The organism is Kitasatospora acidiphila (assembly GCF_006636205.1).
GTDB lineage: Bacteria > Actinomycetota > Actinomycetes > Streptomycetales > Streptomycetaceae > Kitasatospora > Kitasatospora acidiphila.
The window spans coordinates 7521589-7538498 of sequence record NZ_VIGB01000003.1; the positions used below are offsets into that span (position 1 = coordinate 7521589).

The 16910-nt window shown below is 67.0% G+C and carries 7 protein-coding genes, 3 rRNA genes and 2 pseudogenes; 9 read left to right on the plus strand and 3 right to left on the minus strand.

Annotated features, from left to right (window positions below; all coding sequences use genetic code 11):
• Positions 1 to 82: 82 nt before the first annotated feature.
• Positions 83 to 595 (minus strand): annotated as a pseudogene (locus tag E6W39_RS35485) (TIGR03085 family metal-binding protein); the annotation flags it as partial.
• 199 nt (positions 596 to 794) lie between these two features.
• Between E6W39_RS35485 and E6W39_RS35490 the strand changes: the two are divergent.
• Positions 795 to 2878 (plus strand): annotated as a pseudogene (locus E6W39_RS35490) (acetoacetate--CoA ligase).
• Between the two features lie 45 nt (positions 2879 to 2923).
• Here the strand turns inward: E6W39_RS35490 and ptsP are convergent.
• Entirely contained in the window at positions 2924 to 4594 is a 1671-nt protein-coding gene (ptsP, locus tag E6W39_RS35495; protein WP_141638148.1) for a phosphoenolpyruvate--protein phosphotransferase, read from the minus strand.
• A 92-nt stretch (positions 4595 to 4686) separates the two neighbouring features.
• Positions 4687 to 5136, minus strand: a complete 450-nt coding sequence (locus tag E6W39_RS35500; RefSeq protein ID WP_101379092.1) for a PTS sugar transporter subunit IIA — start codon at positions 5134 to 5136, stop codon at positions 4687 to 4689.
• Positions 5137 to 5868: 732 nt separating this feature from the next.
• Here E6W39_RS35500 and E6W39_RS35505 point away from each other — a divergent pair.
• From E6W39_RS35505 to E6W39_RS35540, 8 genes are all read left to right on the plus strand, one after another.
• A 16S ribosomal RNA gene (locus tag E6W39_RS35505) occupies positions 5869 to 7390 on the plus strand.
• Between the two features lie 280 nt (positions 7391 to 7670).
• A 23S ribosomal RNA gene (locus tag E6W39_RS35510) occupies positions 7671 to 10789 on the plus strand.
• An 83-nt stretch (positions 10790 to 10872) separates the two neighbouring features.
• Positions 10873 to 10989: ribosomal RNA gene (rrf, locus tag E6W39_RS35515) — 5S ribosomal RNA — on the plus strand.
• The 16S, 23S and 5S rRNA genes sit together here, the layout of an rRNA operon.
• Before the next feature lie 120 nt (positions 10990 to 11109).
• The gene (locus E6W39_RS35520) at positions 11110 to 11718 is read left to right on the plus strand and encodes a CDP-alcohol phosphatidyltransferase family protein (protein WP_101379090.1); all 609 of its coding nucleotides are present in this window, start codon (positions 11110 to 11112) and stop codon (positions 11716 to 11718) included.
• A 126-nt stretch (positions 11719 to 11844) separates the two neighbouring features.
• Positions 11845 to 14340: a sugar phosphate nucleotidyltransferase gene (locus E6W39_RS35525; protein WP_141636953.1), complete on the plus strand. Its 2496-nt coding sequence runs from the start codon at positions 11845 to 11847 to the stop codon at positions 14338 to 14340.
• A 98-nt stretch (positions 14341 to 14438) separates the two neighbouring features.
• Positions 14439 to 15476 (plus strand): DUF881 domain-containing protein, encoded by a 1038-nt coding sequence (locus E6W39_RS35530; RefSeq protein WP_228718546.1) that lies wholly within the window; start codon positions 14439 to 14441, stop codon positions 15474 to 15476.
• Positions 15473 to 15805 (plus strand): small basic family protein, encoded by a 333-nt coding sequence (locus E6W39_RS35535; RefSeq protein ID WP_101379087.1) that lies wholly within the window; start codon positions 15473 to 15475, stop codon positions 15803 to 15805. Before E6W39_RS35530 ends, E6W39_RS35535 begins: the two co-directional genes overlap by 4 nt.
• A gap of 11 nt (positions 15806 to 15816) precedes the next feature.
• Complete coding sequence (locus E6W39_RS35540; protein WP_141636954.1) at positions 15817 to 16770, plus strand: DUF881 domain-containing protein; 954 nt, start codon at positions 15817 to 15819, stop codon at positions 16768 to 16770.
• Positions 16771 to 16910 lie beyond the last annotated feature (140 nt).

Sequence of the window (16910 nt, forward strand, 5' to 3'; positions counted from 1 at the left end):
GGCAGCCCCACCTTCCCCGCAGCAGCGCGACTTCGTCCGGCGGCCCGCTCACCGCCACCCGCGCCCGCGCACCCCGCCCGAACGCGAACAGCAGCAGCTCGCCCGGCTCGCCCACCACCCGCACCGTGCCCACCAGCTTCTGGCCGGCCACCACGTTCCGCCCGTCCGGCAGCGACAGCACCAGCCGCACCGGGGTGCGCCGGTTCAGCTCCATGCGGACCGTCAACCCAAGCCGCTGCCACAGCAGTTCATCCAAGGCGGGGTCGAGTGGCAGCGGCTGTGCCGGTGCGCCGGAAGCCCGCCGCACATCCTCCGCGTGCACGAAGTACTCCACCGTGTTCGCCGCCTCGTCCGCCCCCGGCAGCGCGAACGCCGACCAGCGCGGCGGGCCCTCGCGGAACCGGCGCAGCAACTCCTCGTACGGCAGCGCCGCGTACCGCGCCTGCACCCGCTCGGTGTGCCCCGCCAGCGCCGGCAGCACGATCCCCGTCGCCGCGTCCGGACGGGCCTCGCGCATCACCAGGTGCGCCGCCAGGTCGCGGGTCAGCCAGCCGCCGCAGAGCGTGGGGGAGTCCGGGCCGGCCGCCGTCAGCAGCTCCGCGAGCCGGGCCCGCTGCCCCGAGCGTGATTCGACATGTTGTCAGAGTAATGAAGATCACCATGGTGTGCGCCCGGCGATATGGAGTGATCCACCACAATCGCCGACGGGCCGTCGGCACCCCCTTGGCGAGCCGACGATCACATGGCATGGTCTGCACCGTCAGCACGCAGCGTCGCGGGCCGCGCCACGAGCGATGTTCCCGCGCACCCTCCGGCCGGGAGACCACACCGTGAGCACCGCACCCAAGGGCACCGACCCCACCGAACCGCTCTGGCGCCCGGACCCCGCCCAGGCCGCCGCCACCCGGCTGGTCGCCTTCCAGCAGTGGGCCGCCACCACCCACGGCGCCCCGGCCGCGCCGCTGGCCCCCGCACCGGACGACGCCACCGCCGCCACCCGCTACGCCGACCTGCACGCCTGGTCCACCGAGGACCTGGAGCGCTTCTGGACCGCCGTCACCGAGTACTTCGACGTCCGGCTCAGCACCCCGCCCACCGCCGTGCTCCCCGACGCCACCATGCCCGGCGCCCACTGGTTCCCCGGCGCCCGCCTCAACTACGCCGAGCACGCCCTGCGCTTCGGCGAGACTGGGCCTAATGGTGAGAGGGGTGCCCACGCCGACCGGCCCGCCATCCTGCACCTGGACGAGACCCGCACCGAGCCGCTCGCCGTCAGCTGGGCCGAACTGCGCCGCCAGACCGCCGCCTTGGCCGCCACCCTGCGTGCACAGGGCGTCGAGCCCGGCGACCGGGTGGCCGGCTACCTGCCGAACATCCCGCAGGCCGTGGTCGCCCTGCTGGCCACCGCCTCGATCGGCGCCGTCTGGACCTCCTGCGCCCCCGACTTCGGCGCCCGCAGCGTGCTCGACCGCTTCCAGCAGCTCGCGCCCGTCGCCCTGCTCGCCGTCGACGGCTACCACTACGGCGGCAAGAACCACGACCGCGGCGCCGTGGTCGCCGAACTGCGCCGCGAACTCCCCTCCGTCCGCACCTTCATCCACGTTCCGCTGCTGGGCACCGACGCGCCCGAAGGCGCCGTCGAGTGGCAGGACGCCACCGCGGGCGACGCCGAGCCCAAGTTCGCCCAGGTGCCGTTCGAGCAGCCGCTCTGGGTGCTGTACTCCTCCGGCACCACCGGCCTGCCCAAGGCCATCGTGCAGAGCCAGGGCGGCATCCTGGTCGAGCACCTCAAGCAGGCCGCGCTCCACCTCGACCTCGGCCCGAGGACCGGTTCTTCTGGTACACCTCGACCGGCTGGATGATGTGGAACTTCCTGGTCGCCGGCCTGCTGGTCGGGTCCACCATCGTCACCTACGACGGCAGCCCCGGGCACCCCACCACCGGCGCGCTCTGGGAGGTGGCCGCTCGCACCGGCGCCACCGTGCTCGGCACCTCCGCCGCCTATGTGATCGCCAGCCGCAAGGCCGAGCTGCACCCCGGCCGCGACCTCGACCTGAGCGCGGTCCGCTGCATCGGCACCACCGGCTCCCCGCTGCCGCCGGACGGCTTCCGCTGGGTCTACGACGAGGTGAAGCCGGACGTCTGGCTCGCCTCGGTCAGCGGCGGCACCGACGTCTGCAGCTGCTTCGTCGGCGGCGTCCCCACCCTCCCGGTCTACCTCGGCGAGATCCAGGCCCCCTGCCTGGGCGCGGCCGTCGAGTCCTGGGACGCGGCCGGCAAGCCGCACACCGACGAGGTCGGCGAACTGGTCGTCACCAAGCCGCTGCCCTCGATGCCCACCGGCTTCTGGAACGACCCCAACGGCAGCCGCTACCACGACAGTTACTTCGACACCTACCCCGGAATCTGGCGGCACGGCGACTGGATCACCGTCACCTCCCGGGGCACCGTGGTGATCCACGGCCGCTCCGACTCCACCCTCAACCGCCAGGGCGTGCGGATGGGCTCCTCCGACATCTACGAGGTGGTGGAGCGCCTGCCCGAGATCGCCGAATCCCTGGTGATCGGCCTGGAGGAGGAGAACGGCGGCTACTGGATGCCGCTCTTCGTGGTGCTGGCGCCCGGCGCCGTGCTCGACGACGACCTGCGCGGCCGGATCCGCACCGCCCTGCGCGAGCAGCTCTCCCCGCGCCATGTGCCGGACGAGGTGATCGCCGTCGAGGGCCTGCCGCACACCCTCACCGGCAAGCGGATCGAGGTACCGGTCAAGCGCCTGCTCAGCGGCACCCCGCTGGCCAAGGCCGTCAACCCCGGCTCCGTCGACAACCTCGACCACCTGCGCTTCTTCGAGCAGCTGGGGCAGCAGCGCCGCTCCTGACAACGACTGAGGGCCCCGCCGCGGCGGGGCCCTCACCCGTTCAGCTCACTCGCCCGACAGCACCTGCTGCGCGGCCGCCCGCGCACCCTCGGCGCTGTCCGCCGCCCGGGCCGCCTCGGCAGCCCGCCGGCACTGGTCCAGCGTGAACTTCGCCAGCATGGCGCGCACATACGGGATCGACGCGGACCCCATCGACAGGCTGGTCACGCCGAGTCCGGCCAGCACACAGGCCAGCAGCGGATCGGACGCCGCCTCACCGCACACCCCGCAGCTCTTTCCGGCTGCCCGTGCGGCCTCCGCCGCGGCCGCCACCAGGTCGAGCAGCGCCGGCTGCCACGGGTCCTGCAGCCGGGCCAGCGCACCCACCTGGCGGTCCGCCGCGAAGGTGTACTGGGCGAGGTCATTGGTGCCCAGCGAGAGGAACTCGACCTCCGCCAGGATCGACCGGGCCCGCAGCGCGGCCGACGGGATCTCCACCATCGCGCCGAACTTCGCGTGCAGCCCGGCCTCCCGGCAGGCATCGGCGAACGCCCGGGCATCAGCCCGGTCGGCCACCATCGGCGCCATCACCTCAAGGTGCACCGGCAGCCCCTCGGCGGCCCGGGCCAGGGCGCGCAGCTGGGTCGCCAGCACCTCGGGGTGATCGAGCAGGGTACGCAGGCCGCGCACGCCCAGCGCGGGGTTGGGCTCGTCGGCCGGGGTCAGGAAGTCCAGCGGCTTGTCCGCGCCGGCGTCCAGCACCCGCACCACCACGCGGCCCTCCGGGAACGCCTCCAGCACCTGGCGGTAGGCGGCCAGCTGGGTGTCCTCGCTCGGCGCCTTCGCGGAGTCGTCCAGGAAGAGGAACTCGGTGCGGAACAGCCCGACGCCCTCGGCGCCCGCGGCCACCGCCGCCGGCACGTCCGCCGGGCCGCCGACGTTGGCCAGCAGCGGCACCAGGTGGCCGTCCGAGGTGCGGCCCGGACCGGACGAGCCAGCCAGCGCCGCCTTGCGCTCGGCCGCCACCCGGCGCAGCTCCTGCTGCTGCTCGGCGCTCGGCTCGACCAGCACCTCACCGCTGCTGCCGTCCACCGCCACCGTGGTGCCCTCCGCCAGCTCGGTCGCCCCGGGCAGCGCGACGACGGCCGGCACACCCATGGCCCGGGCCAGGATCGCCGAGTGACTGGTCGGCCCGCCCTCCTCGGTGACGAAGCCGAGCACCAGCGCCGGGTCGAGCAGCGCGGTGTCGGCGGGCGCCAGGTCGCGGGCCAGCAGCACATACGGCTCGTCGCTGTCCGGCACGCCCGGCATCGGCACACCCATCAGCCGGGCCACGATCCGGTTGCGCACGTCGTCCAGGTCGGCGACCCGGCCGGCCAGGTACTCGCCGGCCGAGGCCAGCAGCGCCCGGTAGGCGGCGAAGGCGTCGTAGACGGCGCGCTCGGCACTGCTGCCCACCACGATCCGGCGCGCCACATCGGCCGCCAGCTCCGGGTCCTGGGCCATGAGCGCCTGGGCCTCCAGCACCGCCTGCGCCTCGCCGCCGGCCAGGTTGCCCCGGGCGATCAGGTCGGCGGCCACCGCGTCGACGGCCTGCCGGGCGCGGGCCTGCTCGCGCTCGGCCTCCTCAGCGGGGATCTGAACGGCCGTCGGCTCCAGCACGGCCGTGCCCATGTGGCGCACCTGGCCGATCGCGACCCCGTGGCTGACACCCACACCGCGCAGCGTCTTCTGCATGTCCTTCATTCCTCTCCACCCGGCACTGCTGCCCCGCCCAACCGAAGCACGGCGGGTGGGGCACTGTCCGGCCAATTGCTCGGTCGGGGTTGTCAGTTCCAGGTGAAGAGCTCGCCGCCGCTGGCCACCTCGCCGGTCTCCGCGACCGCGCTGAGCGCCTCGGCGGAGGCCTCCAGGGCCACGATCGGGGAGATCGGCGACTTTCCCTTGGCCTCCACCTCGGCCGGGTTCCACCTGACCACCGGCTGACCGCGCTTCACCTGGTCGCCCTTGCTGACCAGCAGTTCGAAGCCCTCACCGTTGAGCTGCACGGTGTCGATGCCGAGGTGGGTCAGCACGCCGCGCCCGTCGGCGTCCATCACCACGAACGCGTGCGGGTGCATGGAGACGACCAGACCGTCCACCGGGGCAACCGCCGTGGTGGGTTCGCGCACCGGGTCGATGGCGGTGCCGGGTCCGACCATGGCGCCGGAGAAGACGGGGTCGGGCACGTTGGCGAGTCCAACGGCGCGGCCGGTGAGCGGCGACGTCACAGTGGTCATGGTGGAGCCTCCCAGGTGCGGGGTACAGCGTGCGGCCGCTAGCAGCGGCTGGGGGTATGCCGATTGAAGCCTAAATCACGCCAAGTTCGGACATATGGCCACGGAACGGGCCATGAGCCGACTCGATCGAGGCGCCCGCGCGCGATCACTCCACGACGGCCGACGCTCCGATCCCGGGCCGGTCAGGGCCCTGAGCGGCTCAAGTGGTCTAGTCCTCTTGCTCGACGCGCCGCACTCTACGGCATCCGAGTGAGCTCGACGATCGCCCCGGCGCGTCGGACCGTGCGGTGCTGGCGGCCCGGCCGCCGGGTGCGCACGATGCTCGATTAGGCACTCCGGCGCGGAGCGGCTATCGTTACTCGGGTCGCCGCGAGGCGAAGGTGAATCCAGCGACACAGCTGAGTGAATGTCCGGTGAAATCGGACTGAATCTCATCTGATAAGCTCGAAACACGAAAGAACGCAGTGCCTAATGAAACGAATGCCCGGAGAAAACGCGGAAGCGAATTCGAAGGAAGCGTCCGTTCCTTGAGAACTCAACAGCGTGCCAAAAGTCAACGCCAGATATGTTGACATCCCCGGCCTTGATCCTTCCGGATCGGGGTTGGAGATTCCTTTTGAAATAAACACTAGCGAGGACGCAGTGCACGGGGCCGCCCTATTCCGGTGGTTGCTGTGCCGCTCTGCGCGAGTGTCGACCGGCCGCTTTTAATTAAGCATGGCCGAGTATACATTCACGGAGAGTTTGATCCTGGCTCAGGACGAACGCTGGCGGCGTGCTTAACACATGCAAGTCGAACGGTGAAGCCCTTCGGGGTGGATCAGTGGCGAACGGGTGAGTAACACGTGGGCAATCTGCCCTGCACTCTGGGACAAGCCCTGGAAACGGGGTCTAATACCGGATATGACCTGGAGCCGCATGGCTCCGGGTGGAAAGCTCCGGCGGTGCAGGATGAGCCCGCGGCCTATCAGCTTGTTGGTGGGGTAATGGCCTACCAAGGCGACGACGGGTAGCCGGCCTGAGAGGGCGACCGGCCACACTGGGACTGAGACACGGCCCAGACTCCTACGGGAGGCAGCAGTGGGGAATATTGCACAATGGGCGAAAGCCTGATGCAGCGACGCCGCGTGAGGGATGACGGCCTTCGGGTTGTAAACCTCTTTCAGCAGGGAAGAAGCGCAAGTGACGGTACCTGCAGAAGAAGCACCGGCTAACTACGTGCCAGCAGCCGCGGTAATACGTAGGGTGCGAGCGTTGTCCGGAATTATTGGGCGTAAAGAGCTCGTAGGCGGCCTGTCGCGTCGGATGTGAAAGCCCGGGGCTTAACCCCGGGTCTGCATTCGATACGGGCAGGCTAGAGTGTGGTAGGGGAGATCGGAATTCCTGGTGTAGCGGTGAAATGCGCAGATATCAGGAGGAACACCGGTGGCGAAGGCGGATCTCTGGGCCATTACTGACGCTGAGGAGCGAAAGCGTGGGGAGCGAACAGGATTAGATACCCTGGTAGTCCACGCCGTAAACGTTGGGAACTAGGTGTTGGCGACATTCCACGTCGTCGGTGCCGCAGCTAACGCATTAAGTTCCCCGCCTGGGGAGTACGGCCGCAAGGCTAAAACTCAAAGGAATTGACGGGGGCCCGCACAAGCAGCGGAGCATGTGGCTTAATTCGACGCAACGCGAAGAACCTTACCAAGGCTTGACATATACCGGAAACGGCTAGAGATAGTCGCCCCCTTGTGGTCGGTATACAGGTGGTGCATGGTTGTCGTCAGCTCGTGTCGTGAGATGTTGGGTTAAGTCCCGCAACGAGCGCAACCCTTGTTCTGTGTTGCCAGCATGCCTTTCGGGGTGATGGGGACTCACAGGAGACTGCCGGGGTCAACTCGGAGGAAGGTGGGGATGACGTCAAATCATCATGCCCCTTATGTCTTGGGCTGCACACGTGCTACAATGGCCGGTACAAAGGGCTGCGATACCGTGAGGTGGAGCGAATCCCAAAAAGCCGGTCTCAGTTCGGATTGGGGTCTGCAACTCGACCCCATGAAGTTGGAGTTGCTAGTAATCGCAGATCAGCATGCTGCGGTGAATACGTTCCCGGGCCTTGTACACACCGCCCGTCACGTCACGAAAGTCGGTAACACCCGAAGCCGGTGGCCTAACCCTTGGGAGGGAGCCGTCGAAGGTGGGACCAGCGATTGGGACGAAGTCGTAACAAGGTAGCCGTACCGGAAGGTGCGGCTGGATCACCTCCTTTCTAAGGAGCACATAGCCGGATGCGAGCGAATGTCTCGCACGGTTGCTCATGGGTGGAACGTTGACTATTCGGCACACAGGGTTGGTTGTCTCCTAGTACTGCTTCGGCGTGGAACGGGTTCAAGTGATCGGGTGTGTCGGGCACGTTGTTGGGTCCTGAGGGAACGGCCGTAAGGCTGGAACCTCGGTGAGCCGGTCTCATGCGAGATGCCCTGTTGCGGGTGTTGAGTGTGGGTGTCTGGTCGTTGTTTGAGAACTGCACAGTGGACGCGAGCATCTGTGGCCAAGTTTTTAAGGGCGCACGGTGGATGCCTTGGCACCAGGAACCGATGAAGGACGTGGGAGGCCGCGATAGGCCCCGGGGAGCTGTCAACCGAGCTTTGATCCGGGGGTGTCCGAATGGGGAAACCCGGCAGTCGTCATGGGCTGTCACCCATACCTGAACACATAGGGTATGTGGAGGGAACGCGGGGAAGTGAAACATCTCAGTACCCGCAGGAAGAGAAAACAACCGTGATTCCGGGAGTAGTGGCGAGCGAAACCGGATGAGGCTAAACCTTGAGCGTGTGAGACCCGGCAGGGGTTGCGCTTGAGGGGTCGTGGGATTTTTCTTGATCGGTCTGCCGGCCGGTCGGCGAGTCAGAAACCGTATGGGTAGTCGAAGGACATGCGAAAGGTCCGGCGTAGAGGGTAAGACCCCCGTAGACGAAATCTGTACGGCTCGCTTGAAGAACACCCAAGTAGCACGGGGCCCGAGAAATCCCGTGTGAATCTGGCGGGACCACCCGCTAAGCCTAAATATTCCCTGGTGACCGATAGCGGATAGTACCGTGAGGGAATGGTGAAAAGTACCGCGGGAGCGGAGTGAAATAGTACCTGAAACCGTGTGCCTACAAGCCGTGGGAGCGTCGTTGGTCGGCTTGCCGGCCAGCCGTGACTGCGTGCCTTTTGAAGAATGAGCCTGCGAGTTTGCGGTGTGTAGCGAGGTTAACCCGTGTGGGGTAGCCGTAGCGAAAGCGAGTCCGAATAGGGCGATACAGTTGCATGCCCAAGACCCGAAGCGGAGTGATCTAGCCATGGGCAGGTTGAAGCGCGGGTAAGACCGTGTGGAGGACCGAACCCACCAGGGTTGAAAACCTGGGGGATGACCTGTGGTTAGGGGTGAAAGGCCAATCAAACTCCGTGATAGCTGGTTCTCCCCGAAATGCATTTAGGTGCAGCGTCGCGTGTTTCTTGCCGGAGGTAGAGCACTGGATAGGCGATGGGCCTCACCGGGTTACTGACCTTAGCCAAACTCCGAATGCCGGTAAGTGAGAGCGCGGCAGTGAGACTGTGGGGGATAAGCTCCATGGTCGAGAGGGAAACAGCCCAGAACACCGACTAAGGTCCCTAAGCGTGTGCTAAGTGGGAAAGGATGTGGAGTCGCAGAGACAACCAGGAGGTTGGCTTAGAAGCAGCCACCCTTGAAAGAGTGCGTAATAGCTCACTGGTCAAGTGATTCCGCGCCGACAATGTAGCGGGGCTCAAGTACACCACCGAAGTCGTGTCATTCACAGAATACGCCCAACGGCGCTGTGGATGGGTAGGGGAGCGTCGTGTGCCGGGTGAAGCGGCCGAGGAATCGAGTCGTGGACGGTATACGAGTGAGAATGCAGGCATGAGTAGCGATACAAGAGTGGGAAACTCTTGCGCCGATTGACCAAGGGTTCCTGGGTCAAGCTGATCTGCCCAGGGTAAGTCGGGACCTAAGGCGAGGCCGACAGGCGTAGTCGATGGACAACGGGTTGATATTCCCGTACCCGCTTTGAAGCGCCAACGGCGAACCAGGTGATGCTAAGCCCGTGAAGCCGCCCCGGAGTCTTCGGACAAAGGGGAGTGGTGGAGCCGGTGACCCAAGTCTGTAGTAGCTGAGCGATGGGGTGACGCAGGAAGGTAGTCCAGCCCGGGCGGTGGTTGTCCCGGGGTAAGGGTGTAGGACGTGGGGTAGGCAAATCCGCCTCACATATAGTCTGAGACCTGATGCCGAGCCGATTGTGGTGAAGTGGATGATCCTATGCTGTCGAGAAAAGCCTCTAGCGAGTTTCATGGCGGCCCGTACCCCAAACCGACTCAGGTGGTCAGGTAGAGAATACCGAGGCGTTCGGGTGAACTATGGTTAAGGAACTCGGCAAAATGCCCCCGTAACTTCGGGAGAAGGGGGCCCCTCCTGGTGATGGCACGTGCTGCCTGAGCTGGGGGTGGCCGCAGAGACCAGCGAGAAGCGACTGTTTACTAAAAACACAGGTCCGTGCGAAGCCGTAAGGCGATGTATACGGACTGACGCCTGCCCGGTGCTGGAACGTTAAGGGGACCGGTTAGCTCTGATTCGTCGGGGCGAAGCTGAGAACTTAAGCGCCAGTAAACGGCGGTGGTAACTATAACCATCCTAAGGTAGCGAAATTCCTTGTCGGGTAAGTTCCGACCTGCACGAATGGCGTAACGACTTCTCGACTGTCTCAACCATAGGCCCGGTGAAATTGCATTACGAGTAAAGATGCTCGTTTCGCGCAGCAGGACGGAAAGACCCCGGGACCTTTACTATAGCTTGATATTGGTGTTCGGTTCGGCTTGTGTAGGATAGGTGGGAGACTGTGAAGCAGCAACGCCAGTTGTTGTGGAGTCGCCGTTGAAATACCACTCTGGTCGTGCTGGATGTCTAACCTGGGTCCGTGATCCGGATCAGGGACAGTGTCTGGTGGGTAGTTTAACTGGGGCGGTTGCCTCCTAAAGGGTAACGGAGGCGCCCAAAGGTTCCCTCAGCCTGGTTGGCAATCAGGTGTTGAGTGTAAGTGCACAAGGGAGCTTGACTGTGAGACCGACGGGTCGAGCAGGTGCGAAAGCAGGGACTAGTGATCCGGCGGTGGCTTGTGGAAGCGCCGTCGCTCAACGGATAAAAGGTACCCCGGGGATAACAGGCTGATCTTCCCCAAGAGTCCATATCGACGGGATGGTTTGGCACCTCGATGTCGGCTCGTCGCATCCTGGGGCTGGAGTAGGTCCCAAGGGTTGGGCTGTTCGCCCATTAAAGCGGTACGCGAGCTGGGTTTAGAACGTCGTGAGACAGTTCGGTCCCTATCCGCTGTGCGCGTAGGAGTGTTGAGAAGGGCTGTCCCTAGTACGAGAGGACCGGGACGGACGAACCTCTGGTGTGCCAGTTGTTCTGCCAAGGGCATGGCTGGTTGGCTACGTTCGGGAGGGATAACCGCTGAAAGCATCTAAGCGGGAAGCCTGCTTCGAGATGAGCACTCCCACCTCCTTGAGAGGGTAAGGCTCCCAGTAGACGACTGGGTTGATAGGCCGGATGTGGAAGCCCTGTGAGGGGTGGAGCTGACCGGTACTAATAGGCCGAGGGCTTGTCCTCAGTTGCTCGCGTCCACTGTGTTGTTCTGAAACAACGACCCCACCGCATTTGAGGCGGTGGTGCGGCCGATAGTTTCATAGTGTTTCGGTGGTCATAGCGTGAGGGAAACGCCCGGTTACATTCCGAACCCGGAAGCTAAGCCTTACAGCGCCGATGGTACTGCAGGGGGGACCCTGTGGGAGAGTAGGACGCCGCCGAACAATTCTTCAGAAGAAGCCCCCACCGGGCCAACGGTCTCGGTGGGGGCTTCTTCGCGTTCACTCGCACGGCCGGGTAAAGTCGGCCCAGAAAGTCGCCGTACGGACAGAGGAGGCCCCCGGGTGGAGGTCCAGGAGAGGCGCGTCCAGACCGACCGCGTCCTCACCATCCCGAACATGCTGAGCATGGCCCGACTGGTCGGGGTGCCGGTGTTCCTGTGGCTCATTCTCTGGCCGGAGTTCGGCGGGCCCAAGAACGACGGCTGGGCGCTGCTGATCCTGGCGTTCAGCGGGGTGAGCGACTATCTGGACGGCAAGCTCGCCCGTCGTTGGGGCCAGATCAGCCGGCTGGGACAGCTGCTGGATCCGCTGGCCGACCGGCTCTACATCTTCTCGACGCTGCTGGGCCTCACCTGGCGCGGCATCCTGCCGTGGTGGTTGACCGCGATCCTGGTGGCGCGTGACGTGTTCATCAGCGCGCTGCTGCCGATTCTCAACCGGCACGGATACGGTCCGCTGCAGGTGAGTTTTCTCGGCAAGGCGGCGACCTTCAATCTGATGTACGCCTTTCCGCTTCTGCTGCTCGGTCAGGGCCATGGGTGGATCCACAGCACGGCCGCCGCGGTCAGCTGGGCTTTCATCGGATGGGGCACCGTGCTCTACTGGTGGGCGGCGATCCTCTATGCGATGCAGACGCGACAGATCGTCAAGGGAACTGTCACGGGCGGCTAGCCGGGAGGCTAATCGGGCCGACTTTTCGCGCGGATCCGCGAGTCGGATGATTTCAGCCGGGTAGAGGTGTCCTGGAACGGTTTGATGGATGAGGAGTCCATTGCCGTGAAGGAGGACGCACCCGCAATGAAAGCCGTTGTGATGGCAGGAGGCGAGGGAACCCGTCTCCGCCCGATGACTTCGAGCATGCCGAAGCCGCTGCTACCGGTCGCCAACCGCCCGATCATGGAGCACGTGCTTCGGTTGCTCAAGCGGCACGGCCTCACCGACACCGTGGTCACCGTCCAGTTCCTCGCCTCACTGGTGAAGAACTACTTCGGTGATGGCGAGGAGCTCGGCATGAACCTCACCTATGCGAACGAGGAGGTTCCGCTCGGCACCGCCGGCAGTGTCAAGAACGCCGAGGACGCTCTCCGTGACGACTCCTTTCTGGTGATCTCCGGAGATGCCCTGACGGATTTTGATCTTACCGAGCTGATCGCTTTCCACCGGAGCAAGGGCGCTCTGGTGACGGTCTGTCTGACGCGCGTTCCCAATCCGCTGGAATTCGGAATCACCATTGTCGACGACGACGGGCGGGTGGAGCGCTTCCTGGAGAAGCCGACGTGGGGTCAGGTCTTCTCCGACACCGTGAACACCGGCATCTATGTGATGGAGCCGGAGGTCTTCGACTATGTCGCGGCCGGCACCTCGGTGGACTGGTCGAGTGACGTCTTCCCGCAGCTGCTCAAGGAGGGCAAGCCGGTCTACGGCTACGTCGCCGAGGGCTACTGGGAGGACGTGGGCACCCACGAGAGCTACGGCAAGGCCCAGGCCGACGTGCTGGAAGGCAAGGTCGACGTCGAGCTGGACGGCTTCGAGATCTCCCCGGGCGTCTGGGTGGCCGAGGGCGCCGAGGTGGATCCGGAGGCGATCCTGCGCGGCCCGCTCTACATCGGCGACTACGCCAAGGTCGAGGCCGGCGTGGAGCTGCGCGAGCACACCGTGCTGGGCAGCAACGTGGTCGTCAAGCGCGGTGCGTTCCTGCACAAGGCGGTGATCCACGACAACGTCTACGTCGGGCCGCAGACCAATCTGCGCGGCTGTGTGGTCGGCAAGAACACCGATGTGATGCGCGCGGCCCGGATCGAGGACGGCGCGGTGATCGGCGACGAGTGCCTGATCGGCGAGGAGTCGATCATCGCCGGCGCGGTCCGGGTCTACCCGTTCAAGACCATCGAGGCCGGCGCCTTCGTCAACACCTCGGTGATCTGGGAGTCGCGCGGGCAGGAGCACCTGTTCGGCGCCCGAGGCGTCTCCGGGATCATCAATGTGGAGATCACTCCGGAGCTGGCGGTGCGGCTGGCCGGTGCCTATGCAACCACGTTGAAGAAGGGTGCCACCGTCACCATCGCGCGTGACCACTCGCGTGGTGCCCGTGCGCTCAAACGAGCGATGATCTCGGCGCTGCAGACCAGCGCGATCGACGTCCGGGACTTGGAGAACGTGCCGCTGCCGGTGGCCCGGGTGCACACGGCGCGGGGCAGCGCGGGCGGGATCTTCCTGCGGACCACACCTGGCGTGTCCGACTCGCTGGACATCCTCTTCTTCGACGAGCGCGGCGCCGACCTCTCGCAGGCCGGGCAGCGCAAGCTCGACCGGGTCTACGCCCGCCAGGAGTTCCGCCGGGCGTTCCCGGGCGAGATCGGTGACCTCACCTTCCCGTCCAGCGTCTTCGACTCCTACGCGGGCAGCCTGCTGCGGGCCATCGACACCCGCGGGGTGCGGGAGGCCGGCATCAAGGTGGTGGTCGACACCGCGCACGGCAGCGCCGGGCTCGTTCTGCCGAGCATCCTGGGCCGGCTCGGCGTGGAGGCGCTGAGCGTCAACAGCGGGCTGGACGAAGCCCGGCCGACCGAGGACGCCGAGGAGCGCCGCGCGGGGCTGGCCCGGCTGGGCGCGCTGGTGTCCTCGTCGCGTGCGGCCTTCGGGGTGCGGTTCGACACCGTGGGCGAACGGGTCTCGTTCGTCGACGAGTTGGGCCGGGTCATCGAGGACGATCGCGCGCTGCTGGTGCTGCTCGACCTGGTCGCCGCCGAGCGGCGCACCGGGCAGGTCGCGCTGCCGGTGACCACTACCAGGATCGCCGAGCAGGTCGCGGCCTACCACGGCACCCAGGTGCGCTGGACCAGCACCTCGCCGGACGACCTGGCCAAGGCGGCGGCCGCTGACGGCACCATCTTCGGCGGCGACGGGCGCGGCGGCTATGTGGTGCCGGAGTTCAGCGGCGTGCTGGACGGCGCGGCGGCCTTCGTCCGACTGGTCGGCCTGGTGACGCGGACCCAACTGACGCTCAGTCAGATCGACGCCCGGATCCCGCAGGCCCACATGCAGCGGCGGGACGTCGCCACCCCGTGGGCGGCCAAGGGCCAGGTGATGCGCGCGGTGGTCGAGGCGGCGGGCAACCGCACCCTGGACACCACGGACGGTGTGCGGGTCGTCGAGTCCGACGGCCGGTGGACCCTGGTGCTGCCCGACCCGGCCGAGGCGGTCACCCATCTCTGGGCCGAGGGGCCGGACGACGAGGCCACCCAGGCACTGCTCGACGAGTGGGCGGCGGTGGTCGACGGCGCCGGGCGCTGACGGCCCCGAACACCGTGCGGCGAGTGCGCTGCCGGGCGTAGGCCCCTGCCACGGGGGCTGTTCGCCCGGCGGCGCGCTGCCGTGCGACGATGTCCCGCATGCCAGCGACGCGATCACCGAACGAGCGGAACGGCCGTTACGCCCGTCCCGACGCCTCGATGACGCTGCTGAACACGGTGATGGACCAGAGCCTGGACGAGGGCTACGCCGCGGCCGCCCGGGCCCGGGGCGAGGAGGGCCGGCGCCGGCTGCCCACCACCACCCGCGGCAAGCTGGTGCTGGCACTCGGATTGGCGCTGGCCGCCGTGGTGGTGACGGTCAGTGGGGTCAATGCCCACGAGTCCGAGCCGGCCCTGGCCAAGGAGAAGGACGCGCTGGTCAAGCGGGTCACGGACGCCACCGCCGCTGCGGACAAGCTGCAGCGCGATGTGGAGGCGGCCCGCACCCAGGTCGAGCAGCAACAGCAGCGGGCGCTGAGCCAGAGCGGCGGGGACACCGGACTGACCGCCCTGAACGGCACCGTGGGGACCGGGGCGGTGACCGGCCCGGGGGTGAAGCTGGTGATATCCGACGCGTCCGACAGCAGTACGGACGGCGGCATAGACCCGCGCACCTCGGGCGGATTCGGCGGCGGGCGGCTGCGCGACCGGGACCTGCAGCTGGTCGTCAACGGGCTCTGGGAGGCCGGGGCGGAGGCGATCGCGATCAACGGACAGCGGCTGACCGCGCTGTCGCCGATCCGGGCCGCCGGCGACGCGATCCTGGTGAACAACCGTCCGCTGGTGCCGCCGTACACGCTGTTCGCCGTCGGGGACGACAAGCGGCTGCCGGGCGCCTTCCAGGACAGCATGGGCGGTCACTACCTGCGGCTCCTGCAGGACAACTTCGGTATCAAGGCGACCGTCAGCGGCCAGCACGCAGTGGACCTGCCGGCCGCGGTGGGCTTCACACTGCGGCTGGCGGTGCCGGAGTCGCCGAGCCCCAGCCCGAGTGCTTCCAGCCCGAGCCCGAGCGCATCCAGCCCCGGCCCCGGCGCGTCCGGTTCCACCCCGTCCAGCCCCAGCCCGGCCGGCCCCGACGCCGGCAGCTCCGCCGCGCCTTCCACGTCCTCTACGACAGGAGTTCCCAAGCCGTGATCGCCGTACTGGGCCTGGTGGCCGGAGTGGTCGTCGGGCTGTTCGTGCAGCCCTCCGTGCCGTCGGCCGTCGTGCCGTACCTGCCGATCGCCGTGGTGGCCGCGCTGGACGCGGTCTTCGGCGGGGTGCGGGCGATGCTGGACGGCAACTTCGATGACAAGGTCTTCGTGGTCTCCTTCCTCTCCAATGTGGTGGTGGCCGCGCTGATCGTGTTCCTCGGCGATCAGCTGGGCGTCGGCTCGCAGCTGTCCACCGGCGTGGTCGTGGTGCTGGGGATCCGGATCTTCTCGAACGCGGCGGCCATCCGACGCCATGTGTTCCGGGCCTGAGGCGGGCGCGCATGAGTGACCAGGACGACGTGAACCCGGACGACACCGAGGACGAGCAGCAGCAGCCCGAGCCGGAGCAGGCACCCGGCAGCACCCCTGACCCCGAGCCGGAGCCCACGCCCGAGCCCGAGCCGTCCGCAGACCCGGAGCCGGCCGCAGACCCCGATCGCGTCCCCGAGCCCCAGCCCCAGCCCGAGCCGCCCGCCGAGCACCCCCAGGCCCTCGCCGCCCCCGCAGCCCCCTCCGACGGCCGCAAGCGCCTGCGCAGCGCGCTCTGGCCGCCCCGCATCTCCCGGGGCCAGCTGGTGGTCGCCCTGCTGCTCTTCGCGCTCGGCCTGGGCCTGGCGATCCAGGTCCGCTCGACCAACGACCACAGCGCCCTGCGCGGTGCCCGCCAGGAGGATCTTGTTCGGATCCTCGACGAACTGGACAGCCGCCAGCAGCGTCTACAGCAGGAGAAGTCCCAGCTCGACCAGTCCCTGACCCAGCTGCAGACCAGCTCCAACCAGGCCAAGGAGGCCCAGGAGCAGACCCGGCAGAAGGCTCTGGAGCTCGGCGTGCTGGCCGGCACGGTCAAGGCGACCGGTCCGGGCATCGTACTGACGGTCGATGACCCCCAAGGGCAGGTCAAGGCGGATATGCTGCTGGACACCCTGCAGGAACTCCGAGCGGCGGGGGCGGAGGCGATTCAGATCAACGATGTCCGCGTGGTGGCCCACACCTACTTCACCGACGTGCCGTCCGGCGGCGTGCAGATCGACGGCAAGACCGTGGTACAGCCCTATCGGTTCACGGTGATCGGCAACCCGCAGGATCTGACGCCTGCTCTGAACATCCCGGGCGGCATCGTCCGTACGTTGGAGAAGGAGCAGGTGGCCACCAATATCTCGGAGCAGCAGAAAGTGACGGTGGACGCGCTCGTGGTGCCGACTCCGCAGCAGTTCGCCAAACCGGCGGCGAAGTGAGGCGCCGCCCGCGCTCCTCCCAAAGACCTGCGCTGACGGTCCGTCGGCTGCACCACCGCTCACCTGCGTGGTTGAGTGGGCCCCGGTGCGTCGGCCGCGAACGCCGTCGGCCACACTGTGCAGTACCACTGTTGTCGTTG

Bases quoted from the DNA above. Each gene is read 5' to 3' on its own strand.
- E6W39_RS35540 (WP_141636954.1), top strand. From the start codon at position 15,817: ATGAGTGACCAGGACGACGTGAACCCGGACGACACCGAGGACGAGCAG.
- E6W39_RS35525 (WP_141636953.1), top strand. From the start codon at position 11,845: ATGAAAGCCGTTGTGATGGCAGGAGGCGAGGGAACCCGTCTCCGCCCG.
- ptsP (WP_141638148.1), bottom strand. From the start codon at position 4,594: ATGCAGAAGACGCTGCGCGGTGTGGGTGTCAGCCACGGGGTCGCGATC.
- E6W39_RS35500 (WP_101379092.1), bottom strand. From the start codon at position 5,136: ATGACCACTGTGACGTCGCCGCTCACCGGCCGCGCCGTTGGACTCGCC.
- E6W39_RS35530 (WP_228718546.1), top strand. From the start codon at position 14,439: ATGCCAGCGACGCGATCACCGAACGAGCGGAACGGCCGTTACGCCCGT.